The organism is Streptosporangium sp. OZ121 (genome assembly GCF_051918885.1).
Taxonomy (GTDB): domain Bacteria; phylum Actinomycetota; class Actinomycetes; order Streptosporangiales; family Streptosporangiaceae; genus Streptosporangium.
Map to the genome: position 1 here is coordinate 143456 of NZ_JBPXMC010000006.1, position 25499 is coordinate 168954.

17 protein-coding genes and 1 other RNA gene are annotated in these 25499 nt (G+C 71.7%); 5 read left to right on the plus strand and 13 right to left on the minus strand.

What is annotated here, in order from left to right:
- Nucleotides 1-113 precede the first annotated feature (113 nt).
- Nucleotides 114-1319, plus strand: coding sequence for an acyltransferase family protein (locus tag ACTOQ1_RS14440; RefSeq protein WP_440067355.1), 1206 nt, complete (start codon nt 114-116; stop codon nt 1317-1319).
- Here the strand turns inward: ACTOQ1_RS14440 and ACTOQ1_RS14445 are convergent.
- From ACTOQ1_RS14445 to ACTOQ1_RS14480, 8 genes are all read right to left on the minus strand, one after another.
- The gene (locus ACTOQ1_RS14445; protein ID WP_440067357.1) at nt 1237-2226 is read right to left on the minus strand and encodes a DUF3068 domain-containing protein; all 990 of its coding nucleotides are present in this window, start codon (nt 2224-2226) and stop codon (nt 1237-1239) included. The two genes, ACTOQ1_RS14440 and ACTOQ1_RS14445, sit on opposite strands and share 83 nt — an antisense overlap.
- Nucleotides 2223-6575 carry an alpha-(1->3)-arabinofuranosyltransferase domain-containing protein gene (locus ACTOQ1_RS14450; RefSeq protein WP_440067359.1) on the minus strand — a complete coding sequence of 1451 codons (4353 nt, stop codon included), beginning with the start codon at nt 6573-6575 and terminating at the stop codon, nt 2223-2225. Before ACTOQ1_RS14450 ends, ACTOQ1_RS14445 begins: the two co-directional genes overlap by 4 nt.
- The gene (locus ACTOQ1_RS14455; RefSeq protein ID WP_440067361.1) at nt 6576-7871 is read right to left on the minus strand and encodes a glycosyltransferase family 4 protein; all 1296 of its coding nucleotides are present in this window, start codon (nt 7869-7871) and stop codon (nt 6576-6578) included. It abuts the gene before it with no gap.
- A 214-nt stretch (nt 7872-8085) separates the two neighbouring features.
- A complete protein-coding gene (locus ACTOQ1_RS14460) occupies nt 8086-8217 on the minus strand; it encodes a hypothetical protein (RefSeq protein ID WP_344745256.1) in 132 nt (43 codons plus the stop codon).
- A gap of 139 nt (nt 8218-8356) precedes the next feature.
- Nucleotides 8357-9916, minus strand: a complete 1560-nt coding sequence (locus ACTOQ1_RS14465; RefSeq protein WP_440067363.1) for a hypothetical protein — start codon at nt 9914-9916, stop codon at nt 8357-8359.
- Nucleotides 9916-10686: an FkbM family methyltransferase gene (locus ACTOQ1_RS14470; RefSeq protein ID WP_440067365.1), complete on the minus strand. Its 771-nt coding sequence runs from the start codon at nt 10684-10686 to the stop codon at nt 9916-9918. Before ACTOQ1_RS14470 ends, ACTOQ1_RS14465 begins: the two co-directional genes overlap by 1 nt.
- 122 nt (nt 10687-10808) lie before the next feature.
- Complete coding sequence (locus ACTOQ1_RS14475) at nt 10809-13046, minus strand: acyl-CoA dehydrogenase (RefSeq protein ID WP_440067367.1); 2238 nt, start codon at nt 13044-13046, stop codon at nt 10809-10811.
- Between the two features lie 203 nt (nt 13047-13249).
- A complete protein-coding gene (locus ACTOQ1_RS14480; protein ID WP_440067369.1) occupies nt 13250-14506 on the minus strand; it encodes a hypothetical protein in 1257 nt (418 codons plus the stop codon).
- Nucleotides 14507-14640: 134 nt separating this feature from the next.
- Here ACTOQ1_RS14480 and ACTOQ1_RS14485 point away from each other — a divergent pair, with 134 nt between their 5' ends.
- Both ACTOQ1_RS14485 and ACTOQ1_RS14490 read left to right on the plus strand, forming a co-directional pair.
- Nucleotides 14641-16161 (plus strand): AMP-binding protein, encoded by a 1521-nt coding sequence (locus ACTOQ1_RS14485; RefSeq protein WP_440067371.1) that lies wholly within the window; start codon nt 14641-14643, stop codon nt 16159-16161.
- A gap of 19 nt (nt 16162-16180) precedes the next feature.
- Nucleotides 16181-17302, plus strand: a complete 1122-nt coding sequence (locus ACTOQ1_RS14490; RefSeq protein WP_440067373.1) for a S1C family serine protease — start codon at nt 16181-16183, stop codon at nt 17300-17302.
- 81 nt (nt 17303-17383) lie between these two features.
- Here the strand turns inward: ACTOQ1_RS14490 and ACTOQ1_RS14495 are convergent, their stop codons facing one another.
- On the minus strand, nt 17384-18454 hold the full coding sequence (locus ACTOQ1_RS14495; protein WP_440067375.1) for a polysaccharide deacetylase family protein: 1071 nt from the start codon (nt 18452-18454) through the stop codon (nt 17384-17386).
- Between the two features lie 346 nt (nt 18455-18800).
- Between ACTOQ1_RS14495 and ACTOQ1_RS14500 the strand changes: the two genes are divergently transcribed.
- Together ACTOQ1_RS14500 and glpK are read left to right on the plus strand one after the other, a co-directional pair.
- Complete coding sequence (locus tag ACTOQ1_RS14500; RefSeq protein WP_440067377.1) at nt 18801-19631, plus strand: MIP/aquaporin family protein; 831 nt, start codon at nt 18801-18803, stop codon at nt 19629-19631.
- Nucleotides 19632-19717: 86 nt separating this feature from the next.
- Nucleotides 19718-21235, plus strand: a complete 1518-nt coding sequence (gene glpK / locus ACTOQ1_RS14505; protein ID WP_440067379.1) for a glycerol kinase GlpK — start codon at nt 19718-19720, stop codon at nt 21233-21235.
- Nucleotides 21236-21350: 115 nt separating this feature from the next.
- Here the strand turns inward: glpK and ssrA are convergent.
- From ssrA to ftsX, 4 genes are all read right to left on the minus strand, one after another.
- Nucleotides 21351-21735, minus strand: a transfer-messenger RNA (tmRNA) gene (gene ssrA, locus ACTOQ1_RS14510).
- A gap of 340 nt (nt 21736-22075) precedes the next feature.
- Entirely contained in the window at nt 22076-23971 is a 1896-nt protein-coding gene (locus ACTOQ1_RS14515) for a penicillin-binding transpeptidase domain-containing protein (protein ID WP_440067381.1), read from the minus strand.
- A 2-nt stretch (nt 23972-23973) separates the two neighbouring features.
- A complete protein-coding gene (smpB, locus tag ACTOQ1_RS14520) occupies nt 23974-24441 on the minus strand; it encodes an SsrA-binding protein SmpB (protein ID WP_362679364.1) in 468 nt (155 codons plus the stop codon).
- 124 nt (nt 24442-24565) lie between these two features.
- Nucleotides 24566-25474: a permease-like cell division protein FtsX gene (gene ftsX, locus ACTOQ1_RS14525; RefSeq protein ID WP_440067384.1), complete on the minus strand. Its 909-nt coding sequence runs from the start codon at nt 25472-25474 to the stop codon at nt 24566-24568.
- Between the last annotated feature and the right edge of the window lie 25 nt (nt 25475-25499).

Consider the following 25499-nt stretch of genomic DNA (forward strand, 5'->3'; position numbering starts at 1 on the left):
CAAGTTCCATTTCGCGATATGTTAGTGCGGGTGATGACCTACGTCACGAGGGATGCCAAAAAGTGACCGAAGCAGGCTCTCCGCCGATATACCGACCGGTAACCCCCTCGGACGTGCGGGACCTTCCGGCGGTCGACGGCCACCTCGACGCGCTGGACGGAATCCGGGCGGTGGCGTCCTTCTCCGTGCTCTTTTATCATGTGGCGGCCCAGACGGGCGCGTCCCTGCGGGAGGGGTTCGTCAGCGGCCTGATCGCCCGCGGCGACATCGGGGTGCCCATCTTCTTCCTGCTGTCGGGGCTGCTGCTCTACCGCCCCTGGGCCCGGCAGGTCGTCGAGGGCACGCCGGCTCCCGGCACGCCGGGCTACCTGTGGAGACGCGCCCTGCGCATCCTGCCCGCCTACTGGCTCGTCGTGGTCGTGGCCATGGTGCTGTGGGCGCCGCAGGCGGCCGGCGACCCGCTGAAATGGCTCCCGCTGCTGCTCCTCGGGCAGAACTACGTCACCGACCCCTGGTGGGAGGGGGCGAGCCCGGTGGGGCTCGGGCAGATGTGGAGCCTGTCGGTGGAGATGTCGTTCTACCTCGCCCTGCCGGTGATCGCCCTGGTGCTGCGGGCCGTCGCGGGACGGGGCGCGTCCCCGCGGGCGCGTGCCGTGCGGCTCCTGTTCTGCGTCGGGGCGCTGGCCTCGGTCTCGTTCATCTGGACGATCCTCATGCACGTGCCGGTCCACCGGCCGGAGCTGGGACTGTGGCTACCCCGGATGCTCGTCTACTTCTGCGCGGGCATGGCCCTGGCGATCGTCTCGCTGTGGGCCAACGCCGAACCCGACCCCGAGGCGCCGGTGCGGCGCCTGACACGCGGGATCCGCGAGTCGTGGTTCACCTGCTGGGTCATCGCCGCCTTCGTCCTCGCCATCGCCGCCACCCCGATCGCCGGAGGCCGCCTCTTCGAGCTGCAGGACCTGTGGACGGACGTCTTCGAGATCGTCCTCTACACCGCCTTCGTCCTCGCCTTCCTGTCCCCCGTCGCCCTGCTCACCGCCGACCCCTCGCCGCCGCGCTCGCTGCTCGGCAACCGCGTGATGCGCTATCTCGGCCGGATCTCCTACGGCGTCTTCCTGTGGCAGTTCGTGGTGATCGTGGGCTGGTACGAGCTGACCGGGCAGGCCGTCTTCAGCGGCGACCTGGTGACCACGCTGGTGGTGTGCACCGCGCTGACCGTCGCGATCGCCGACCTCACGCATCGGCTGGTAGAGGCTCCCGCCCAGCGGCTGTACCGGCTGATTCCCCGGGCTCTGGGCGGGGGTCGCCGGGCCTGAACTGCCGGCGCAGTCCCAGCAGCAGGGCGACCAGGCCCGGCAGGGCCAGGCTGAGCGGCACCACCGTGCCGACGACGACCGACCAGGAGCGGAAATGCCCGGCCTCCCCGGCGTTCCACCGCTCGTCGCCCGAGGACGTCCGCAGGTCGGCGGAGAAGAGCACCAGGCTGCCCCGGCCGTCGTCCGCGCGCAGGGTCTTGACGAGGTTCTCCCTGACCCCGATCACCATGCCGCTCGCGGGTTCCACCCAGAAGGTGCGGGTGCCGTCCAGGTAGGCGGTGGCCGGCACCTCCCCGGACTCCTTCAGGCCGAACACGGTGCCCGGCAGGTTCATCGCGGGCTGCCGGAGCCGCTCGTTGACCAGGCGCTGGGTGTAGCGCTGGACCCGCACGCCGTACAGGGTCTCGATGGCCTCGAACCTGGCGGTCACCGCGCGCCGGGCCAGCGGGTCGTAGACCGGGTAGGAGATCGGCCGCGTGTCCAGCGGCCAGCGGAAGACCAGCCCCCGGGGTCGCGGCCGGGGATCGGCGTCCTCGTAGCCGTCACAGCAGTCGACCGCCTGCCCGGTACGGCGGTCGAAGGCGGCCCGCCGCTCGTGGTAGTCGACGCGGTCGCCCGTGCGCGTCTGGACCGACACGAACTCGGTCCAGACGGCGACGTCCGCCGTCGACCTGACCAAGTCGCCGTACCGGGCGATGGCCACGTCGATCGGCACCCCCCGCCGCGTGCGCAGGGCCGCGGTGTCGAAGTAGGTGCCGGACTCGGAGCTCATCCTGGTGATCCGGTCGTGCTCGGCGGGCAGGAGCATGGCGCTCGGATAGACGTACAGGCGGACCAGCGCCGCGAGCGTGACGAGAAACGCTCCCACGGCGATCGCGACGACACCGTGCAGGCGACGGTCGATCATGGCTTCTCCGCGGGCTGGACGGGCCGGGGCACCGCCGGCGCGGGCAGCCACGACCGGGGAAGGGGACGGGCGCCGAGCGCGGCGAACAGCAGGCCGAGCACGGCCAGGCAGAGATACTGCGCCACGGTCTGCCCGGTGTCGCCGCCGTACCCCAGCGCGGCCCCGGCCGCCCCCAGGACGACCACCACCGGCAGGGGCGACCTCAGCACCCTGCCCGCCCGGTACGGCAGGCCGCCCGCGCTGTGCTCGGCGGCGGCGACCTCGCGCAGCCAGAGGGCCAGGGCGGCGACCACCCCGACGAGCAGCGCGCCGGGCCAGCCCTGGACCCAGAAGCCGAGCAGCGGGGCGAGGGGCCAGAGCCGGGCGGCGCGCACCGTCGCGGGCCGCGCCTCGGGAAGCGGCCGCTGGGGACGGGGGCGGGAACGGGAACGGAACAGCGCGAGCGCGGCGACCAGCGCGACGAGGATCCCCCCGGCGACGAGCGAGGCCCGGTACGGCCCGTCGGGCTCGTAGGTGATCACCACGACCCCGGTGGACGGCGGGAGCGACCAGGCCTGCCGCCAGCCGTCCAGCCGGGCGGGCTGGAGGCGGCGGCCGTCGATCGAGGCCTGCCAGCCCCGGTTGTGGTTCTCGTTGACCACCAGGTAGGAGGGCTCGGTCGTGCTGACCCTGACCCGCCGCTGCGAGGCGTTCCAGCTCTCGATCCCGACCGGCCGCATGACGGCCTCCGCGGCCTTCGCGGCCTCCACGGCCTGTCCGGTGCGGGCGGGCTCCCCGGTTCCCTCGCCGCCGGTCCTCGTGGGCCGTCCGCTCCGGCCGCTCCCCGCGTCCGCGACGACCAGCGAGTCGACCCGGTAGCCCTGCGAGGAGGGGGCGGTGAACCGCGCGACGCCCTCTCCCAGCGGGAGCGACGCGCAGCCCCGGTAGCCGAGCGGGCGGCCGTTCAGCAGGTCGGCGTAGGTCCCAGAAACGATCTCGGTGCTCACGGCGGTGCCGTTCACCCTCAGGGTCGGGCCGTAGCCGCAGGGGATCCGCAGCGGCCGGCCCGGCTGGTCGGGGTAGGAGGGCAGCGGCTTCACCCCGGGGATGGACACGCCGACCACCTCGGTCTTCCACGCGCCGAGCACGCCGAAGGTCAGCGTGATCCGGCTCGCGCTGAGCGGCTTGAAGTCGATCCAGCCGTCGGCGGAGGCCCACGCGTACCGGGTGCCGCCGTCGGTGGTGATCGTCACCCGCACGGGCGGCGCGCCCGCGCGGACGTCGGGGAAGTCGACGCGCAGGCGCGAGAGCTTGACGGTCCTGCCCAGGTCCGCGCTGAGGGAGGGGGCGAGGTCGTCGTCGTGGGCGTACCAGATCGTGCTCCGGTCGTCGTCGAACGCCGCCCAGGGGCCGGTCGCGGGAATGTCGCTCTTGGTGGAGGACGCGGTGACCTTCGGGTGGAGGGCCGGGGGCGTCAGCAGGCCGACCGCCAGGTTCCCGTCGGTCAGCGCCACCCTGCCGCTGATCACGCGCCTGCCGGGGTTCTCCAGCAGCACCGTGCGGTCGAAGCCGTAGCCGTCCTCGCCCACGATGCCCAGCTCATCGGCGCAGGTCCACGCGTAGGAGCCGCGCATGCAGGCCGAGGCCCGGTCGGTGCGGCTCGTCACGACCGTGGGCCCCGCCGCGCCCGGCCGCGCGTCCCGCGCCGAAAGCGACGCCGCACCCGGCGCGGCATTCGACGCGGCATTCGATGCGGCATTCGGTGCGGCATTCGGTGCGGTGTCCGACGCGGCGTCCGGTGCCGTGGGCACGGTGGGCACGAGGAGCGAGCGGCCGGGCTGGAGGCCGGGGATCGACAGGTCCAGGATCCCGACCTTGTTGCTCCGCTCCGAGGCCACCCTGGTGATCCGCACGCGGAGCCGGGAGGTCTTGCCCTGCCTGACGTTCAGTTTCTGCCAGAAGGCCACCGGGTCCACCCGGGTGCGCACCGCGCCCGCGTCCGTCTCCACCGACACCTCGGAGACCGGCGCGGTCTCGCCGGAGCGGTCGAAGGCCGCCTGGAGCGAGGGGACGGCCGTGGGCTCGGCGAACCGCACCTCCAGCCACTCCTCGGCCGGCGGCCGCCACCCCGTGGAGCGCCACCCGGTGCGCGCGTCGCCGTCCAGGGCGGCGTACGGCTGCCGTCCGGGATCCCGGACGTTCCACGGGGCGCCCAGCCGGGACTCCGAGGAGGAGGCGGTCACGCCGTCGGCACCGCTCAGGACGGCAACGGTCTTCGGCTCCTCCCACGCGGGGTCGGTGAGGTCGCTGACCGGCCTCTCCGTCTCGAAGGGCTCGTCGGCGGTGAGCGTCTCGGTCAGCGACCTGCGCAGGTCGCTGACCCCCAGCTCCCGCCGGCGCATGGTGTCGGTGAGCACGGTGTCGGCGGCGGGCACGGTCTCCGCCCCGGGGTCGTCCCCCAGGATGACGGGCCTGTCGTCGTCGAGCACGCCCTCCTCGGCCATCGTGAGCAGCGCCTCGGGGCCGCCGGACACTCGCAGCGGGCTCCGCGCGCTCACCGTGCCGACCGGCGGCCTCGCGCCCGTCACCTCGTAGATCTCCAGGGCGGTGTACGGCTGGTCCAGCCAGCCGGCCCCGGTCGCCGACTCCGAGAAGCCGACCGCCGGGCCGTACCCGCTCACCCGGACGAGACCGGGAGAGTTCTCCAGCGCCTGGTGCACCCGGGCGGGCCAGGCGCCGCCGAAGGTGACGCGGTCCAGGTCGTTGCGGATCACGAGATAGCGGATGCCGACGCGGCGCAGCGTCGCGGCGAGGCCGGCGGAGCCCTGGCCGTTGGCGAAGCGGTCGTCGATCGCGTCCACGAGGCGCGAGGAGCCGGCCGTACCCCAGGGCACGATGGTGTTGCTCACCCACCGGGCCTTCCTCAGCAGCGGCTGGAACGGCTCGTCGATGGGCCGCCCCCAGGTGTACTCGCCCCTGCGGGAGCCCGGCAGGATCAGCACCGTCCCCCGGTCGGCCCGCTGGTCCAGCCAGGCCGCCGCCTCCCGCCAGTACCCGGGGACGTCGGCGAAGGCCCCGCTCGGGGCGATGCCCGCGGTGGCGACCGGGACGAGGGTGAGCCCGACCAGCCCGGCGCACGCCGCGGCGGCGGGAACGCGGACCCTCGCGCGGCGCGCCCCCACGTAGGACACGAGCGCCGCGAACCCGAGGACGAGCGGCAGCCTGACGAGGGCGTTGAACTTGTGGAGGTTGCGGAACGGCGAGAGCGGCCCGTCGAGCAGTGCCCGCATCGGCTCGGCCAGCGGCCCGGCGTACCCCACGACGAGGACGGCCACGCCGACGAGCGCCGTGGCGACGAGGAAGAGGTGTTCGGGGGTGGAGGGGAGCGTGAGCCCGGCCAGCCCGAGCGCCGCGACCAGCGCGGTCACCAGCACCAGCCAGGGAACGGTCGCGTGCTCGTAGGCCGCGGGAAGGTACGGCCGCCCGTCGACGGGCAGGAAGGCCACCCAGTTGTTCACGCCGCGCAGCACGTTGGTCAGGGAACCGACCAGCGTGGTCGTCCTGGCGTTCTCGGTGAAGGGCATGAAGGAGAAGACGTACCTGCCCAGCATCACCAGGGGGACGATCCACCAGAACGACACCGCGGCGATCGCGCCGAGCCACCAGGCGATCAGCCGCCGCTTGCGCGGGCCGCGCGCCCGGGTCAGCAGGTAGATCATCGGTACGACGAGCACGGCCAGCTCTGCGGCGGCGTTGATGCCGCCCGCGAACAGGAACGCCAGCGCCGACAGGCAGGCGGCCCTGCGCGGGCTCGTCTCGCCCCGCGCTCCCCTGATGAGGAAGAGCAGCACCCAGGGCAGGACCGCGCTGGGGGCGAACTCCACCGAGTTGAACCCCATGAGCGCCTGCGCGTGCGGGGCGAGCGCGTAGGCGAGACCGGCCAGCACCCCGGCGAGCTGCCCGCCGATCCGCAGCGCCCTCGCCACCTGGGCGACGCCGACGAAGGCCGCGCACAGGATGAGCGCCACCCAGAGCCGCTGCACCACCCACGGGGGCATGCCCGCGTTGATCAGGAGGGTGTAGAAGGGGCCCATCGGGAAGGCGTAACCGTACGCCTGGTTCTGCAGGTGTCCCAGGTAGTCCTGGTCCCACATGTTCAGCGCCTGGGACAGGAAGCCGATCGGGTTGATCGGCATGTCCAGCTTCGTCTCGGCGATGAGCATGCCCGGCGCCATGTTGAAGGCGACGGCCGCGAGGAAGAGGCATCCGGCGAGCAACCTGAGCCGGAGGCGGAGCACGGTGTCGGAGGCCCCGAACGTGGCGGGGGGCGCGGCCAGGCGGGTGATCCACGCCTGAGAGGTCACGGACACTTATGGCGGGTCGGTCTCACCCGTGGCGAGACAGGGATCGGATACATGGAGGTGGCGACCGTTTTTAGATAGTTCTGTGGTGATTAGTCCGGTCATCGTAGCGCCCGTTCTTCCCCAGGTGAACTCGGCGGCCCAGAGCCTGCACGCCTGCTGGATCTCCTCGCGCCTGGCCGGGTCCGACAGTTCCCGCAGCGCGCGGTCCACCACGTCGGCCAGCTCCTCACCCTCCCTGACCAGCCAGCCCGTGACACCGTCGCGTACCGAGTCGCGCAGTCCCGCGACGTCGAAGGCGACCGTCGGGACGCCGAGCGCGGCGGCCTCGATCACGGTCAGCCCCCAGCCCTCGAACTCCGAGGCGGTGACGTTGACCCGCGCCGCTCCCAGGATCGCGTTCTTGGCGGCCTCGGGGAGGAAACCGTGCAGGTGGACCCGGCCCTCCAGCCCGCGGCGGGCGGCGTGGGCGGCGAGCCGCTCCCGCTCGCCGCCGCGCCCGATGACGTGCACGTGGACGCCGGGCCAGGCCTCTTCGAGGTCACCGGCGAGGTCCACCACCCGCTCGACGCGCTTGTGGCCCACGAGCCTGCCGAGGTAGACCACGGCGGGATCCCCCGCCGTCTCCTCGCCGCTCGCGACCGGGCGCGCCACCGGGCTGCCGTTCGGGATGACCTGGATCGGCGCGAGCCAGCCGAGCCGCTCGCGCAGCTCGTTCCTGGAGGACTCCGAGACCGTGACGGTCGCGCGACGCCGGTAGACGAGCCGGGCGACCGGCCCCTCGATGAAGCAGCCGATCCTGGCCAGCCAGCGCGGGAAGAAGGCGTGGAACTGGCGGTCGTGCACGTGGTGCACCAGGGAGACGACCGCCGTGCGCCGCCTCACGACCAAAGGGGCGAAGAAGGGGATGCCGTTCATGCAGTCGATGACGGCGTCGAAGCGCCGGCGCCGCCACAGCAGCCAGAGCGGGACCAGGAGATAGACCAGGAACGGGTTGCCCATCCGCCGCAGCGCGATGCCGTCGCGCACCTCAGCCGCGGGCTGCCCGGCCTCCCTGGAGGTGACGAAGGTGACCGACGCCCCCTGCCCGACCAGGTAGCGGCTGACCTGCCAGGCGTACTCCTCGGCGCCGCCCGCCACGGACTGCAGCGGCTCGCGGAAGTTCAGGACGGCGACGCGCACCCCGCGCATGGACGGCCGCTGCCGCGCCGTCGCGGCCACCAGGCCCGCGGCGGGCGGCGGGCCCGAGGCCCGGGAGGTCGCCCTGGCGCCCTGTCCGGCCACGACCACTCCTATCTCCTGCATCTCCTGTGACGCCGTGCGGCATGTCCCCGCACGACGGGTGTCCACGTGAACTCGCCGTACGACAGCCGTACGGCACGCGAGAACGGCGCCGGGGGGAATGCGCGCATGCGGCGGCCAGGCCCTGTCGCGTCGACGTGATCCGGAACGGGTTTCCCTCGCGTCGGGGGTACCGGCGCTCAGGCGGCTGCCGGGGCCGGCCCGCGGCCCCGGGCCGTCACCTGGTGCCGTAGTTGTAGAGCGGTCTGTTGGGCGGCTCGGGGGTGGGCGCCGCGACGTTCGTGACGGCCACCGAGGCTCCGACCGCCAGCACCGCCCCTACCGCCAGAGCGGCAATCACTCGCAACACTCGAGTTCTCCCTCCAACGCTGGTCGTGCGGTCTGCCCGACAGTAGAACCTGATACAGGTCTTCAGCTAGTCAATCGATAAAAATGTGATAAATAATGTTACCAGCTGGTAAATCGCGACATAGTTGCATCTCAACGGATCACAGGCGGAAGAGAAGCAGGTCCTGACCAGCGAAGATCAGCCTCGCGCCGGGAAGCCTGGCACGGAACAGGTTCTCGTTCGATCTCTGGATCAGCACGTGGCCGATCCCCTCCGCGGCCAGCGGCCCGGTCAGCGGACCGGCCCCCGCGAGGACCGCGCCGACCCTGCGCGCCAGCGGGTCCTCGGTGGCGAGGGTGAGCGTGCGGCCGTCTCCCAGCCCGACCGGCAGGCCGTCGTTCCAGACGACCCTGCGCTCGAAGAGCTTGACCGCCGGGTCGAGCACCACCCGGCCCCCGTTCCAGCCGAACGCCCGGTAGGCCCCCCACGGCAGCGTCAGCAGCGCCCCCGGCGCGGGATCCGCGTCCACGATCCGCTGCACCCTGGACCAGTCCGAGGGGTAGTCGACCGCGACCAGCCGGCCGAACGCCCCCAGCGCGAAGGTGGGCAGCACCAGCAGGGGCAGCACGAGCATGCCGGGGCGGACCGCCGGGGACAGCCGCGCGGTCACCGCGGCCAGGCCGACCGCCTGCAGCAGCGCGAAGGGGGCGAGGTAGAGCTGCCCGTCGCGGAGCGGCCCGAAGCCGGGCCACAGCCCGATCATCGCCTCCACCACCCCCGGCAGGAAGGCGCCGGCACACCCCACCGCCAGCCCCGCCGCCGACGCGACCGCCAGCCCGCCCCAGTACGCGGGCCGCCCGCCTTCTCCCCCCTCGCCGGAGCCCCGGCCGCGCCACCCCCCTTCGAGCAGGACGTACCCCGCCACCGCCGCCACGGCCACCGCCAGCCGGACCAGGGCCGACCACCAGGTCTCCTGTCCCGGTACGGCGGCTCCGGAGTTCCACACGCCGCCGAGGGTGAGCAGGCTGCCGAGGGTGCCCAGCGGCCCGTCCGCGCGCGGCGCGAAGGCCCGCACCCCGGCGGGGTCGGTGACGGCGGCGCTGCCCAGCGCCGGGACCAGCCACGGCAGGCTCAGCACGGCGACGACCAGCAGGGTGCGCGGGGCCCGGCGGCCCGCCACGGGCAGCACGGTCATCGCCGAGACGAGCATCGCCTGGAAACCCCCGATCGCCGCGGGGAGCAGGGCGAGGACCGTGCGCCGGCTCCCCTCGCGGGTGACCGCGCGCACCGCCCACGGCAGGCCCGCGTACCCGAGCAGCAGCGCCCACTGGCCGAGCAGCAGCCGCTGGGCGAGGTAGACGTTCCAGGCGTAGAACGCCGCGGCGGCCAGCCGGGCGACCCGGCGCTCCCCGGGCACCAGGGCCGCGGCGCCCGTCGCGGCGAGCACGAAGATCCCCAGCAGGATCGCCTTCTGCGTGATCTGGGCGGGAAGGACCGACGAGAGCAGGGCCACCACGAGGTCGCTCGGCACCGCGCGGGGGAAGCCGCCGCCGTCCGGCGGGAGCGGCGGGTCGGGCACGAACACCATGTCGTAGCGGAGCACGAAACCGGGACTGAGCGCGGGCCAGAGCGCGAGCACCCCGAGGACCAGCCCCACCAGGGCGGGAGCCAGGAGCGGGGCGAGAGCCGGGCGCGGGGTGGGAGCGCGAAGGGGGCGCACTAGCGGGTCGCTGGGCGGAACAGCACCATGTTCACGTACTCGCCGCCGGGTCTGAGAAGGCGGGAGACGAAGCTCCGCTCCACCTCGCCGACCGCCGCCTTCTGGTGGGCGGCCAGGTCGAAGCCGTCCAGCGGCACCCAGGTTCCGCCGGTGAGCACGGAGCCGGTGTAGCCCCACTCGGCGAGCTGGTCGACGACCGGCTCGATGTCCTGGTGCCGGGTCTCCAGCTCGACGAGCAGGACGGGCCGGTCCCGGCGGACGGTCCGCTCGGCGCCGCGCAGGGCGGCGAGCTCGTGGCCCTCCACGTCGACCTTGACGAACCGGACGTCCCTCAGGTCCAGCTCGTCGATGGTGACGGTCGGGACGTCCACCGGCACGCCCTTCCCCTCCCCGTGGACGAGCGAGGCCGTGGCCTCCGCCCCCCGCCCGCCGCCGGGTATCCACAGCCGCGCCGTACCCGAGCGGTCAGAGGCACCCGCCGCGATCACCCGGACGTCGGGAAAGGTCCGCCCGAGCATGGCGGCCAGGCGGGGGTTCGCCTCGATCGAGACGACGTCACAGCCGAGCCGCCGCAGTTCCGCGGTCCACGGCCCGTACCAGACGCCCACGTCGACGGCGGTACCGCCGCGCGGCACGAACTCCTCGGCACGGGCCAGCTCGGCGTCCAGCCGGGGGTAGACCCGGCGGATCGCGGCGCCGAACCAGCGCAACGGGATCGCACCGGCGACGGCGCTCCGCACGACCACACCGGGCCGGAACCGCATCGACATGCGCGAAGCCTAACCGAAGGGTCAAAACTCGCCCGTACCAGACGTAGCGGGCGCTGACCGGCGGCGCCCGCCCGCGGGATCACGGGCGGGCGGGAACGGCCCTTCTCACGACGGGAGGCGGCTCACTTGCCCGGCTCGGGGTCGCGGGGCAGCCCGAGCATGCGCTCGGCGATGATGTTGAGCTGCACCTCGGTGGTGCCGCCGTAGATCGTCATGGCCCGGGTGGAGAGCACCGCGCGGTTCCAGTAGCCCGCGTCGCCGAGCTTCATATCGGCGGCGATGACGGCCGAGGAACCGAGCAGCGAGACCGCGCACTCCGAGACGTGCTGGGCGTGCGAGGTGGACAGCAGCTTGCGGACCGACGCGTCGGCACCGGGCTCCAGGCCGGTCAGCTGCTTCAGGGTCACCCGCAGCCCGAGCGCGGCGATCGAGTGGCCCTCGCAGACGACGCGCGCCAGCTCCTGACGCTCGGCGGGGGTGAGCTCCCGGCCGAGACGCCCGGCCAGGCCGAGCAGGTCGGGGACGGACGAGCCGGTGCCGCCGGAACCCGAGGAGAGCGAGACCCGCTCGTTGGACAGCGTGTTCCTGGCGACCTTCCAGCCCTGGCCCACCTCGCCGACGACCAGGTCGTCCGGGACGAACACGTCGTCGAGGAAGACCTCGTTGAACAGGTTCTCCCCGGTCATCTCGGTGAGCGGCCTGACCGTGACGCCGGGGCCCTTCATGTCGACCAGGAAGTAGGTGATGCCCTCGTGCTTGGACCCCTCCGAGGAGTTGCGGGCGATGCAGATGCCCCACTCGGCGAAGTGCGCCACGGAGGTCCAGATCTTCTGGCCGTTGAGCCGCCAGCCGCCCTCGACCTTCTCGGCCTTCATCTGCACGTTCGCCAGGTCGGAGCCCGCGCCGGGCTCGGAGAAGAGCTGGCACCAGATCATCTCGCCGCTCAGCGTGGGCGGCAGGAAGCGCTCCTGCTGCTCGGGGGTGCCGTACGAGACGAGCGAGGGCACCACCCAGGCACCGATGATCATCTGGGGCAGCTTGACCTTCGCGGCCTTGAGCTCCTGGAAGATGAGGACCTGCTCCAGCGGCTTGGCGTCGCGGCCCCAGGGCCTGGCCAGGTGCGGCATGACGTACCCGGCGCTCGCCAGCGCCCGCTTCTGCTCCTTGCCCTCCAGCGCGGCGAACCCGGCGATCTCGGAGCGGATGCTCTCGCGCAGCTCGGCGGCCTCCTCGGGCAGCTCGATCTCCAGCTCCCGGCTCACGCCGTTCAGGGCGAGCTCGGCGACCGACTCGGCCCACTCCCCCGAGGAACCGAGCAGGGCGCGCAGGGTGAGCGCGCGGCGGTAGTACAGGTGGGCGTCGTGCTCGTAGGTGTAGCCGATGCCGCCGAAGATCTGGATGGCGTCCTTGGCGCAGAGCACGGCCGCGTCGGGGGCGACCACTCCCGCGATCGCGGCGGCGTAGGCGAGCTCGTCGGCAGAGACCTCGGCGACCTCGGCTTCGGTGCCCGTGCCGTCCGTCGCGCGGGCGGCGTCCCACACGGTCGCGCGGGCCTGCTCCAGGGCGACGAGCATCCGGGAGGCCTTGTGCTTGACGCCCTGGAACTGCCCGATCGGGCGGCCGAACTGCACGCGGACCTTGGCGTATCCGGCGGCCGCGGTCACGCACCACGACGCGAGGCCCGCGGCCTCCGCGCCGAGCAGGATCGCGGCCAGGTTGAGGACCCCGGGCCCCTGCAGCCCGTCGAGGACCCGTCCCGCCGGTACGGTGACCGCGTCCAGCTCGACCCTGGCCACCCCCCGGGTGAGGTCGAGCGCCCTGACCGGGGTGACGGTCGCCGCGGAGGCGTCCACCGCGACCCACTCCTCACCGCGGTCGGTGCTCACCGGGAGCACCAGGATGTCGGCCGACGCGCCGCCCAGGACCAGGTCGGCGGTGCCGCCGATCGTCAGGGCGCCGTCCTCGCCCCGGCTGCCGGTGATCGAGGCGCCCAGCGCGACCGCGCCGGTCAGCGTGCCGTCCGCGAGGCCGGGCAGGAGCTCGGCGTGGGCCTTGCCGTCGGAGGCGAGGATCACGGCGCTGGCGAGCACCGTGGGAACGTACGGGCCGGGGGCGACGCGCTCGCCGAGGGCCTCGACGGCGACGGCGGTCTCCAGCAGGCCGTAGCCGCTGCCGCCGTGCTCCTCGGGGACGTGCAGGCCGAGCAGTCCCTGGTCGGCCAGTGCCGCCCAGAAACCGGGGCGCTCCGCGCTCTCGGCCTCGACGGCGGCGCGCACGACCTCGGACGGGACGTTGCGCTCCGCCCACCTGGTCACCGACTCCCGGAGCGCCTCGTGCTCCTCGCTCAACCCGATCGCCATGACAGCCTCCAGACAGGATTCAATGCCAGAACCATATTCTAGAAGGTGCTTCCATCACAACGCGCGAACCCTCATCACCGGGTACGCCGCCCCCTGCCGCCCCGCACCTGCCGCCCCGCACCGGCTTGCTCCGTGGACGGCCGGGGAGAACCCGCTCGCCGGAGATCCCGGCCCCCGGCGAACCGGGCGGGCGCCGGAGAACGTCAGAGGGCGCGGACGCTCGCCATCAGGGGGGCGATGTCGGCCCAGAGCCGCTTGCGCGAGTCGGGCACGGTCACGAAGAGCACGGAGGGCTTGCGGCGGCCGACGTCGATCACCGCGAGCGCCGCCTGGGAGGTGTGTCTCACGCCCTTGACCTGGTAGGTGACCCGGTAGCCGAGCATCCACCCCTTGCCTCCGGCGGGCCGCTGCGAGGCGGTCCACGCGACCTTTCCACCCGCGGGGTGGTGGTTGCGGATCGTCCACCGCACCGCGTTCAGCGCCGCCCTGCGGTAGTCGGCGTCGCTCTTGAGCGCCTTGGCCGGGGTGGCGCCGGGAAGCGGCCCCGAGGCGATGACCGTGCGCGGCAACCTGGCCGTGCCGACCTGCTGGCCGACGGAGAACGACGGCACCGCCCTGGTCTCCCAGGGCGCGCCCAGGCTGGCGTAGGTCAGCGCGGACCTGGTGTCGGTCACCGCGCCCAGCACCACGCTCGGCCTGCCCGGCAGGACCCGCAGGGCGGTCGCGCCCGGCAGGGCGGGCAGCGTGATCGGCGAGACGGTCGGCGAGGGCTTCGCGGTGGGCAGCACGGCCCGGCCGACCCCGGCCGGATCACCGGGCTCGTCACCGGAGAACAGCACGAAGATCAGGACCACGATGACACCGGTGAGGACGGCGGCACCCAGGCTGTAGGCGACCCGGATCGGGATGTCGCCGATCCGCATCAGCAGGCCGCCGGGCCTCTTCGCCCCGCCCTTCACCTCCGGGCCGCCCCGCGCGCCGCCGGGCCGGCCCTGGAGACCGGGCTCCGCGAACGCCTCGGGCCGCTGCGCCGCGCCGGGCCATCCCGCCGCCACGCCACCGTGTCCGTCGCCGTGTCCGTCGCCGGCGCCCGCCGAGGCGCCGGTGCCCGGCCGGCCGGGCATCCCGGTCCTGTCGGGACTCCAGGGTCTCGCGGATCCGCCTACCTGCCTGACCGGGATCGTCCCGAGCCCACCCGGCTCGCGCGCCTGGCCGGCGTCCGCCTCCGGCTCGTCCCGCCGGTCGCCGGGCGCGGCCACGGGGCGAGGGAACGATCCAGGGGGCCTGGAGACCAGAGCGGTCTCCTCGCCGTCACCGATGGGGAACCTCCGGGGCACCCGGGGGCTGATGATCGAACCGTCCTCGGCGGGAATGGCGGGTATGGGAGCCGTGGGCGCGTCATATGAGGGGATGTATCTCTCGTGAGAGCGCCCGGAGGAGTTGCCGCCGACGTCCGCCATACGCGCCAGGTTATGTCACCTCGGAAAGATTCGACGCATCGTCGTTTATTACGCTTCGGCCACGAGGTGTGCATCAGCCCAGGTAACCGCCTTTCCCCTTCCATGAACAGAATGTCGTTCTGTATGGTCGCGCCATGAGGGCTACGAGGGGCTTCTACGAGATCGCGGCGGCCGATCCCGGACGCGTCGCCGTCGTCGCGGACGCGACCACGACCACCGGCGCGGGCGCGACCGGGGACGCCACCGCGACGGTGACCACGACCTACGGCGAGCTGTACGAGCGGGTCAACCAGGTCTCGCACGGCCTTCTGGCGCGCGGCACCCGGCCGGGGGACACCGTCGTGACGGTCCTGCCCAACGGGGTCGACGCGATCACGATGATGCTGGCGACGTACCAGATCGGCGCCTATCACGTCCCGGTCAACTGGCATTACACGGCCGACGAGGTCGGTTACATCGTCACCGACTGCGCGGCGCGGGTGACGGTGAGCTCCGAGCGGTACGGGCACGCGGTGCCGGGCGGGTTCGTGGAGACCGGCGCCCTCGCCGAGGGGCGGCCGGCCGCACCCCCCGAGGGGCGCAGGGCCGGGTCGATGATGCTCTACACCTCGGGGACCACCGGCAGGCCCAAGGGCGTGCGGCGGCGGCTGATCGAGCTGAGCCCCGAGGACCTCTACCCGATCCTGATGCGCAAGGGCTGGCGGCACTTCGGGCTGCCGCCCGACGGGGTGCACCTGTTACTTTCGCAGCTCTACCACTCGGCGCCGTACGGGCAGGCGATGATGGCCCTGCAGTTCGGACACACCCTCGTGGTGACCGAGCGGTTCGACGCCGCGGAGACGCTGGAGCTGGTCGAGCGGCACCGGGTGACCAACGCGTTCATGGTGCCGACCATGTTCCACCGGCTGCTGGCCCTGCCCGCTTCCATCAGGACAAAGTACGATTTATCGTCATTGACGCACCTCTATCACGGCGCCGCCCCCTGCCCGCCCGCCACCAAGCAGGCGATGATCGAATGGCTCGGCCCCGTGCTGTGGGAGTACTACGGCTCGACCGAGGCCGCCGTGGCCACGATGGTCTCCTCGGCGGAGTGGCTGGAGCGGCCGGGCACCGTCGGCCGGGCGATCGACGGCATCACGTTCACGATCATCGGCGACGACGGCGCGGAGCTCCCGCCCGGCGAGCCCGGCATGGTCTACATCGGCGGAATCAACCGCTTCGAGTACCACCGCGACCCGTCCAAGACCGCCTCCACGATGCGCGGCCACCTCTACACCCCCGGCGACATCGGCTACCTGGACGAGGACGGCTACCTGTTCCTCTGTGACCGGCGCACAGACCTGATCATCTCCGGCGGGGTCAACATCTACCCGGCCGAGATCGAGGCCGTGCTCCAGGAACACCCCTCGGTCGCGGACGTGGCGGTGATCGGCGTCCCCGACCCGGAGTGGGGCCAGCGCGTCGTCGCGCTGGTCCAGCCCGCGGCGGGCGTCACCCCCGGCGCGGAGCTCACCGGCGAGCTGCTGGCCCACTGCGACTCCCGGCTGGCCCGCCTCAAGCACCCCCGGGTGATCGAGTACCGCGACCCGCTGCCGCGTACTCCCACGGGCAAGCTCAGCCGGAGCAACCTGCGCAATACGTATCTTCCTTCCTGAGCTGGGCAAATACCCTTGCATGGGGGGATCAACGACAGGCGCCGCGCTACTGGCGGCCGCCGTCATGACGCTCGCGGGCTGCGGTCAGGGCCTGCAACTGCAAACACCCGGGACGGCCGGCTCGCCGGGCGTCCCCACACCCGGCGCGTCGGCGAGCACCTCCGCCGCGGCCTCCCCGAGGGGCTCACCCGCCACCCCCGGCCCCGTCCCGGACGCCCTGGAGGCCGCCTACGAGCGGACCATCGCCAGGGTGCTGCCGTCCATCGTGCAGATCACCACGGGGGACGGCCTCGGCTCGGGGATCGTGTACGACACCGCCGGGCACGTCATCACCAACGCCCACGTGGTCGGGGGCGCCAGGACCTTCAAGGTCACGCTCGCCAACGGCGGCACCCCGCGCACCGCGAGGCTGGTCGACTCGTTCGAGCTGGGCGACCTGGCGGTGATCAAGGTGGACGATCCGGCCGGGCTGAAACCCGCCGTCTTCGGCGACTCCTCCAAGCTGAGGGTCGGCGAGATCGTGATGGCCATGGGAAACCCGCTGGGCCTGTCGGGCAGCGTCACCGAGGGGATCATCTCGGCACTGGGCCGCACGGTCACCGAGCCCGGGGGCGAGGGCTCGCCGGGCGCGACGATCAGCGGGGCCATCCAGACCTCCGCGCCCATCAACCCGGGCAACAGCGGCGGCGCCCTGGTCAACCTCAGGGGCGAGGTCGTCGGCGTGCCGACCCTGACCGCCGTCAACCCCGAGCTCGGCAACGCCCAGGCCCCGGGCATCGGCTTCGCGATCCCGGCCAACACCGTCAAGGACGTCGCCACGCAGATCATCAGGGACGGCAGGGTCACCAACACCCGCAGGGCCGCGCTCGGCGTCGTCGTACGAACCGTGATCGACATGAACGGGCAGCCCGCGGGTGTCAGCGTCGTACGGGTGCAGCGCAACAGCGGCGCGGAGCGGGCGGGACTCAAGGCCGGGAACCTGATCGTCTCGGTCGACGGCATGCCCACCCCGTCGACCCAGGAGCTGGCGGCGGTCCTCTCCCAGCTCAGGCCCGGCCAGGACGCGAAGGTCGAGGTCCTGCGCCCCGACGGCTCGACGACCACCGTGGTCGTCCCCCTCACGGAGCTCCCGGGCGGCTGACGCCGGCGCCCCGCCCGATCACGCCGGGACCACCGTGGCCGCCCGGCCGGCGTGACCGGGCGGCCGGGCGGGCCGGGGCGGTCAGTAGGGCAGGACGCGGTCGGCGAAGGACTTGGCCACGAAGGGCGCCTTGAACTTGGGGAAGGCGACCGTCTTGACGTCGCCGTCGGAGGTGTAGCGCTCGTCGGCGTTCGTCTTCAGCCAGTCGAGCCAGGCCACCGAGCAGAACTTGGCGCAGTCGCCCTTCTTGTCCATCGAGCGGATGCGCGGGATGCCGAGCGGGTCGAACTTCTTGTTGAACGGGGACAGCGCCGGGGTGTAACCCGCGAGGAACACGCCGCCGTAGTCGTAGGAGACGTCCCCCGAGGAGCCCTTGCGACCCCACGCCTTGCCGTCGGGCTGGATGCCGTACGGCAGGGCCAGCGTGACCGGCGGCACCTTGATCAGGCCGGTGATGAGCCGGTGGCCCGCCGCCACCTCCGCGTTGACCGCCTTCTTCGGCTTGCCGCCCAGGCTGAGGTGGTCGCGGGTGTGGTTGCCGATGTCGAAGCCCTTGTCGGTGAGCCAGAGGAGCATCTGCGCTCCCTCCTCGGGCGTCGCCTTGCCGAACATGTCGCGCGTGACGTAGAACGTTCCAACGCCGCGGAAGCCCGGATAGGTCTTGGCGACGTCCTGGAGGATCGCGACCGCGGTGTTCGGCTTGGGCAGCCCCATCCCGTCCAGCTCGAACTGCGAGGGTGAGGAGTCGTCGAAGGTGAGGACGACGGGATGCTTGCCCGCCGGGATGTCCATGCGCCCGGTGACGAACTCGGCCGCGGTGACCGCGACGTAGTCCTCCTTGGCCAGCCGCTCCAGCTCGGTGCGGAACTGCTTGGGGGTGCGGTCGTCCTGGGTGGAGGGCTTGTCGATCACCCGGTGGTACATGAGGACGGGCACCTGCCCGAGCTCGTTGGCCTTGACCTTGGCGGCGGCCTGCGTCTTGGCCTTGAGTTGGTTGGCCTGCGAGGCGGCGGCGGCCGACGCCTTCGCCGAGGCCGCCACCTTGGCCTTCTGTTCGTCGCCCTCGTTCGACCCCGTCGATCCGCATCCGGCCAGCACGGCTCCCGTCGCGACGACGGCGATACCGGCCCTGCCCACTCTGAGACGGCCCATCGAATTCCTCCAAAGCGCACTGACGATACGCTTCTCATCCCCCTCTGACCTGCGGGTTGACCTCCACGCCCGGCAAAGGTTCCCGCCGGAGCGGCTCTCGGCGGCACCGGGCGGCACCGCGCGACTCCGCCGGGGACGGGGGCCTCCACACCCGGGGACGCCGGACGGTGACAGGGTTCTCACTCAGCGGAGACATCGCAAGTGCGGACGTAGGACCACATTTCGGTCTCGTTACCGACGACTTAGATTGTTGACCAAAATTCGACAATTTCGTCACGTTACCGTTGACTGCCCTGAAATTCCCGCTTACCGTCCGGGCATCCGAGCGGCGTCGTGAGGGGGAAAGATGGCGGAACGCCTGAAGAACCGGGGGCTTGTCGGCGAGCTGGCGGCCGAGTTCGCGGGCACCATGATCCTGATTCTGTTCGGGGTGGCGGTGGTGGCCCAGGTCGTGGCGGCCGAGATCGGCGACCACGACAGCATCGCGTGGGCGTGGGGACTCGGAGTGACCCTGGGCATCTACGTCGCCGCCCGCACCAGCGGAGCCCACCTCAACCCCGCCGTCACCATCGCGCTCGCCGCCTTCAAGGGGTTCTCCTGGCGCAAGGTCCTGCCGTACTCCCTGGCGCAGACGGCGGGCGCGTTCGTGGCGGCGCTCATCGTCCGCTTCAACTACAGCGAGGTGCTGCAGAAGGCCGACCCCGGGCTCACGATCAAGACCCAGGGCGTCTTCTCGACCCTGCCCGGCAACGGGAGCCTGCCCATCGGCACCTGGGGCGCCTTCCGCGACCAGGTGATCGGCACCGCGATCCTGCTCCTGCTCGTCCTCGCCGTCTCCGACGCGCGCAACTCGGCGCCCATGGCCAACCTGGCCCCCTTCGTGGTCGGCCTGATCGTGGTGGCCATCGGGATGGCCTGGGGCACCAACGCCGGGTACGCCATCAACCCCGCCCGCGACTTCGGGCCGCGACTCGCCTCGTACCTCACCGGATACGAGACCGCCTGGCAGGATCAGTACGGCCAGCTCTACTTCTGGGTCCCGATCGTGGCGCCCGTCATCGGGGCCCTGATCGGGGCGTTCCTGTACCAGGTCCTGATCGCCAGGTTCCTTCCCCCCGAGGACGCCGAGCCCGAGGTGGGGCGGATGCCGTCCGACGAGGGGGCCACCCCCGCCTGAACGAGGGTCTCGTCCAGGCGGGGCCGGGAACCGTTACGGGGAGAGCGGCAGATCTCCCGGAGAGTCTCACAGAGGAGGCACCATCCATGCCTGACTTCGTCGGAGCGATCGACCAGGGAACGACGAGCACCCGATTCATGATCTTCGATCATGGCGGTAACGAGATAGGCCGCCACCAGCTCGAACACGAGCAGATCCTGCCCCGGGCCGGATGGGTGGAGCACAACCCCACGGAGATCTGGGAGCGCACGAGGGCGGTGATCGAGACCGCGATGAACAGGGCGGGCCTCGCCGCCTCCGACCTGGCCGCGCTCGGCGTCACCAACCAGCGCGAGACCGCGGTGGTCTGGAACCGCAGGACCGGGCGCCCGTACCACAACGCGATCGTCTGGCAGGACACCCGCACCGACCGGATCGCCTCCGCCCTGGACCGCGACGGCAGGGGCGACGTCATCCGCCGCAAGGCGGGCCTGCCCCCGGCGACGTACTTCTCCGGCGGCAAGATCCAGTGGATCCTGGAGAACGTCGACGGCGTGCGCGAGGCCGCCGAGGCGGGAGAGGCGATCTTCGGCAACACCGACACGTGGCTGCTGTGGAACCTGACCGGCGGCACCGACGGCGGCGTGCACGTCACCGATCCGACCAACGCCAGCCGCACGATGCTGATGGACCTGGAGACCCTCGACTGGGACGACGAGCTGCTGTCGTTCTTCGGCATCCCCCGTCGGATGCTGCCGTCCATCGCCCCCTCCTCCCACCCCGGCCTGTACGGCACCACCCGGGCGACCGGCCCGCTGAAGGGGGAGGTCCCGCTCTCCGGCGACCTCGGCGACCAGCAGGCCGCCACCGTCGGGCAGGTCTGCTTCGGCGTCGGCGAGGCCAAGAACACCTACGGCACCGGCAACTTCCTGCTGCTCAACACCGGCACCGAGCTCGTACGGTCCCAGAACGGCCTGCTCACCACCGTCTGCTACCGCTTCGGCGAGGAGCCGCCGGTGTACGCGCTGGAGGGCTCCATCGCGGTGACCGGCTCCGCCGTGCAGTGGCTGCGCGACCAGCTCGGCATCATCTCGGGAGCGGCGCAGAGCGAGGCGCTCGCCCGGCAGGTCGAGGACAACGGCGGCGTCTACTTCGTCCCCGCCTTCTCCGGCCTCTTCGCCCCGTACTGGCGGTCCGACGCCCGGGGCGCCATCGTCGGCCTGTCGCGCTTCAACAACAACGCCCACCTCGCGCGGGCCACCCTGGAGTCCATCTGCTACCAGAGCCGCGACGTGGTCGAGGCGATGCGGCAGGACTCCGGCGTCGCCCTCGACGTGCTGCGCGTCGACGGCGGCGTCACCGCGAACGACCTGTGCATGCAGATCCAGGCCGACATCCTCGGCGTGTCCGTCTCCCGGCCCGTCGTGGCCGAGACGACCGCCCTGGGGGCCGCGTACGCGGCGGGGCTGGCGGTCGGCTTCTGGAAGTCGACCGACGAGCTCAAGCAGAACTGGCAGGAGGGCCGCCGCTGGGAGCCCCAGTGGTCGGACGAGCAGCGGGCCGCCGGCTACGCCGGCTGGAAGAAGGCGGTCGAACGCACCCTCGACTGGGTCGACGTGTCCTGACCCGCGGAAACCACGCCGGAGAGGGCCCGCGGAAGACGAAAAGGCGGCCGGGGCGGCACGGGGCCGGCCCGACCGCCCTTCGGCGATCTGTTCCGCACGGTTCGATGCGGAACGGGGGTGGAGGTGGCGGGAATCGAACCCGCGTCCTTCAACTCCAAGACAGGGCTTCTCCGGGTGGAGCCTGCTGTGCTTTTCTCAGCCCCGGCAATCACGCAGGCAAGTCGCCGACGGGCTCAGCCACTGTAAGATTTCCCGATCTTCCCCGTGGCCGGGTCGATCGGTTGAGCCTCCTAGCGATGCCGGATCCGGGCCGGAGGCACTCCCGGGCCGGCAGAAGTCACTCGCTGCTTAGGCGGCGAGTGCCAGGTTGCCCTGGCTGACTTCGGAGTGCGTCTTATTGGCACTTGTTGGTCGCGGTCACAGTGTTAACGAGGTTATGTCCGCAGTCCTCGACCCGCTTCACCTGACTTGAAAAGCCAAAGTCGAAACCAGTCACCCCCTGTTGAGTTTTCAACGCGACCCCGAGGGGCCGAGCTATCCGAAGATACCTCTTACAACACGGCTGAAGCGAATCGAATTCCCGCCGGGCGCGCCACGGCGGGCCGGGGACGCCGGCACCCCGGGAACGCCGAAACCCCGGGGACACCCGCGAATCGCGAGCGTCCCCGGGGTCGACCGGCAGGGTCGAGCCGGTCCTGACGGCAGGGCTTCCCCCGAGATGAAGCCCTGATCTCATCACAGCGACCGGGTCCGCAACCCCCCAAGCGGAGCCCGGTCACTTAGAAGGACGCAAACAAGACACTCCATGGTTGCTCAGGGTGAAAAGAATATTCCGCAGCGTCACAGACCGGCGTGCAGCCCCTGGAAGAAGCGCCCGGCGACGGTCGCTCCCGCCGTGGCGTCCGAGCTCTGCGTCAGCACGGCGACGGCCACGTCCCCCTGCCACCCGACGAACCAGGAGAGCGGCTTGCGGTTCTGCGAGGCGGAGGCGGTGATGCCGTGGACGGGGTCGCCGGGGGCCGCGGCGGCCCGCGCGGAGCCCCCGGTCACTCCGCTGCGCATGAAGGCGCGGAGGGTCTCGACCGTCTTGTCGTCCAGCTGGACCGGGTCGGGCGCCTTGGAGGGCTTGGCGTCAGTCGTGGGGTCGGCCGTCTGGGGCTCGGTGACCAGGACCGGCGGGCGCCAGGTGCCGGAGGCGACGGCCCCCGCGACCAGCGCCATGGACAGCGGGCTGACCAGGACGTTCTGCCCGGTGATGGCCTTGGCCGTGGCCGCGTCGCTCTTCAGCGGTTTCTTGGAGTTCACGGAACCGCTGAACGACTTCAGCGGGAGGCTCCAGGGCACCCCGATGCCGAACTTCGCGGCGTCGGCCGTCAGCTCCGCGCCGTTGATCCTGCGGGCCAGCGCGGCGAGCGCGGTCACGCAGCCGGTGGCGAAGTTGGCCTGGAGGGTCGGCGAGCCCCCTGCGGACCCGCCCTCCTGGTGGAACGCGGCACCCCCGACGGACCTGTCGGCCGGGCAGGCCACCTTCTGCTTGGGGTCGATCTTCGCCCTGAGCATGCCCTCGACGGTCATGATCGAGAAAGCGGTCCCGGCGGGGAACCTCCCGGCGAGGGCGTGCCTCTCCTGGTTGTACTGCTCGGTGCTCGACACCGCCAGGATGTCACCGGTCGAGGCCTGGACCGCGACCAGCATGCCGGGAGTCCCGCCCAGCAGCGCGCTGTCGGCCGCCTTCTGGTGGGAGCGATCGAGCGTGGTGCGGACCGGTGAGGTGGAGCGGTCGGGCCGCCACTTCTTGAGCTCGGTCACCTTGAGCGTCTTGAGGTCGACGGTGATCACCCGGGTGTCGGTCGAACCGGTCAGATGCTCCTGGTACGCCTTCTGCAGACCGGCTCTGCCGACCGTGTCCCCGGCCCGCTGCGGCCCGCCGAGCTGCTGCTCGCTCTCCGGGGTGACGGCGGTGACGGTGCCGACGATCTGGGTGGGCGAGGCGGGGGCCACCGCCTGCTCCTGCGCGGAGAGGGTGAGGCCGGGGATCGCCTCCAACTGCCCCTGCAGCTGCCGGAACTTCGTACGGCCGAAGGTGACCAGCGGCACCTGGAGGTTGGGCGGCGCGGAGCGGATCCGGCTCAGCAGGCGGTCCTGCGGGAAACCGGTGATCTTGGAGAGTTTCTCGCAGAGATCGTCCGCCTCGCCGCTCTTCAGGTTGGACGGGACCACGCTCGCCACGTGCAGGACGGCCTTCTCCTGCAGCGGGTCGCGGTTGCGGTCGAGGATCGGCTGGCGGCCCTCGGGGGTGACCTTCACGGCGAACCGCTCACCCTCGCGCAGCTGGGGGTGCAGGACGCTGGGCGACCAGCGCACCCGCCACTGGCCGTCGACCAGGTGGAGCGGCAGCTTGCCCTCGTACTCCCACAGGGGGTTGTTCTCCCCCAGGTCGACCTCGGCGTCGAAGTCGGCCTCGACCTCGTCCGCCGCGCGCCGCATGCTCTTGACGTTGAAGCGGAACGAGGCCGCGTCGAGCTGGAGCTTGGCGTTCTCCAGCGCCCGGCTGACCACCTTCTGGTCACCGTCCGTGCGTCTGGCCGCGGCGGCGTAGTCGCCCGTCTGCCAGCCGATCAGGAAGTCACGCACCGCCTCGTGGGCCGAGGGCTCCTCGAAGCAGGCGGACAGCATGGGAGCCGTCGCCACCAGCGCGAGCGCGGCGGCGGCGGTTCGCCGGGCCCTGCCCCTCACGATCACCTGTTCCTGTGCCTGAGCGCGCGCGCCATCTCCCGCTTGGCCTGGTTCTCGGCCAGCGTCTGCCGCTTGTCCCAGTCCTTCTTTCCCTTGGCGAGGCCGATCTCTATCTTGGCCTTGCCGTCCTTGAAGTAGATGGCGAGCGGCACCAGGGTCAGGCCGCCCTCCTTGGTCTTGGAGACCAGCTTGTCGATCTCCTTGCGGTGAAGCAGGAGCTTGCGGGTGCGGCGCGCGGCGTGGTTGGTCCAGGTCCCCATGGTGTATTCGGGGATGTGGACGTTGATCAGCCAGGCCTCGCCGTCCTTGATGACGGCGTACCCGTCGAGGAGGGAGGCACGGCCGAGCCGCAGCGACTTGACCTCCGTGCCCTGGAGCACGAGACCAGCCTCGTAGGTGTCCTCGATGTGGTAGTCGTGCCAGGCACGCTTGTTCTGGGCGATTACCTTACGCCCGGTCTCACGTGGCATGCCTGGAGCCTACCGGTGACCGGAACCGCGGACCGCGCCCGCGAGCGCGGGCGGGACCTGGATCGGCGCGCGGAGGCGCCACGCTCGCGGGACGGTCACAGCGGACGAGGGAGGCACGGGATCGTCACACACGCAGGTAGCGGCGGAGGGTGACGAAGGAGGCCAGCACACAGATGAGCACGCCGAAGACCATGGTGACACTGATCACCGAGGCGACCGTCTCCCAGGACAGCTGGCTGTTGGGAGAGAGGTAGAGCTGCACCCCGTCGAAGAGGAAGACCTTGCTGACGATCAGCAGCATCGCGGCCAGCACACCGCCGATCAGGCCGGCGATGACGCCCTCCATCACGAACGGAAGCTGGATGTAGAGGTTGGAGGCACCCACCAGCCGCATGATGCCGGTCTCCCGCCTGCGGTTGTACGCCGAGAGCCGGACGGTGTTGCCGATCAGGAGCGTGGCCGCGAAGACCAGGATGATCGCCACCACCAGGGCGGCCCAGCGGAGCTTCTCCAGCAGCCCGAAGAACTTCTCCAGGAGCTCCTTCTGGTTGACCACGTTGGAGACCCCCGGGGCGCCCTTGACCGCCTCGATCACCGGCCCGTACGCCTCGGGGTCCTTGAGCTTGACCCGCAGCGACTCGGGCATGTCCTCGACCTGGATGGCCGAGAGCAGCACGGTGTTGTTGGCGTTCTGGTCCCGGAAGTTCTTGTAGGCCTCGGTCGCGTTCTCGACGGCGACGGACTCGACCTGGGACATGCCCTCGATGGTCGCCTTCAGCTCGGCCTGCTCCTGGGCGTTCACACCGCCGCTGCCCTTGCACTGCGGGAAGGGATCGTTCTTCTTGCACAGGAAGACCGAGACCTCGACCTTGTCCGCCCAGAAGTCCTTCATGCTGTTGATCTGGGAGTTGATCATCAGACCGACGCCCAGCAACGCCATGCCGATCGCCACGGTCACGATGACCGCGATGGTCATCGTGAGGTTGCGGCGGAGGCCGATCCAGACCTCGGAGAAGATGAAGTTTGCCCGCATGCTCTTCCTGTCGCTCTATCCGGTC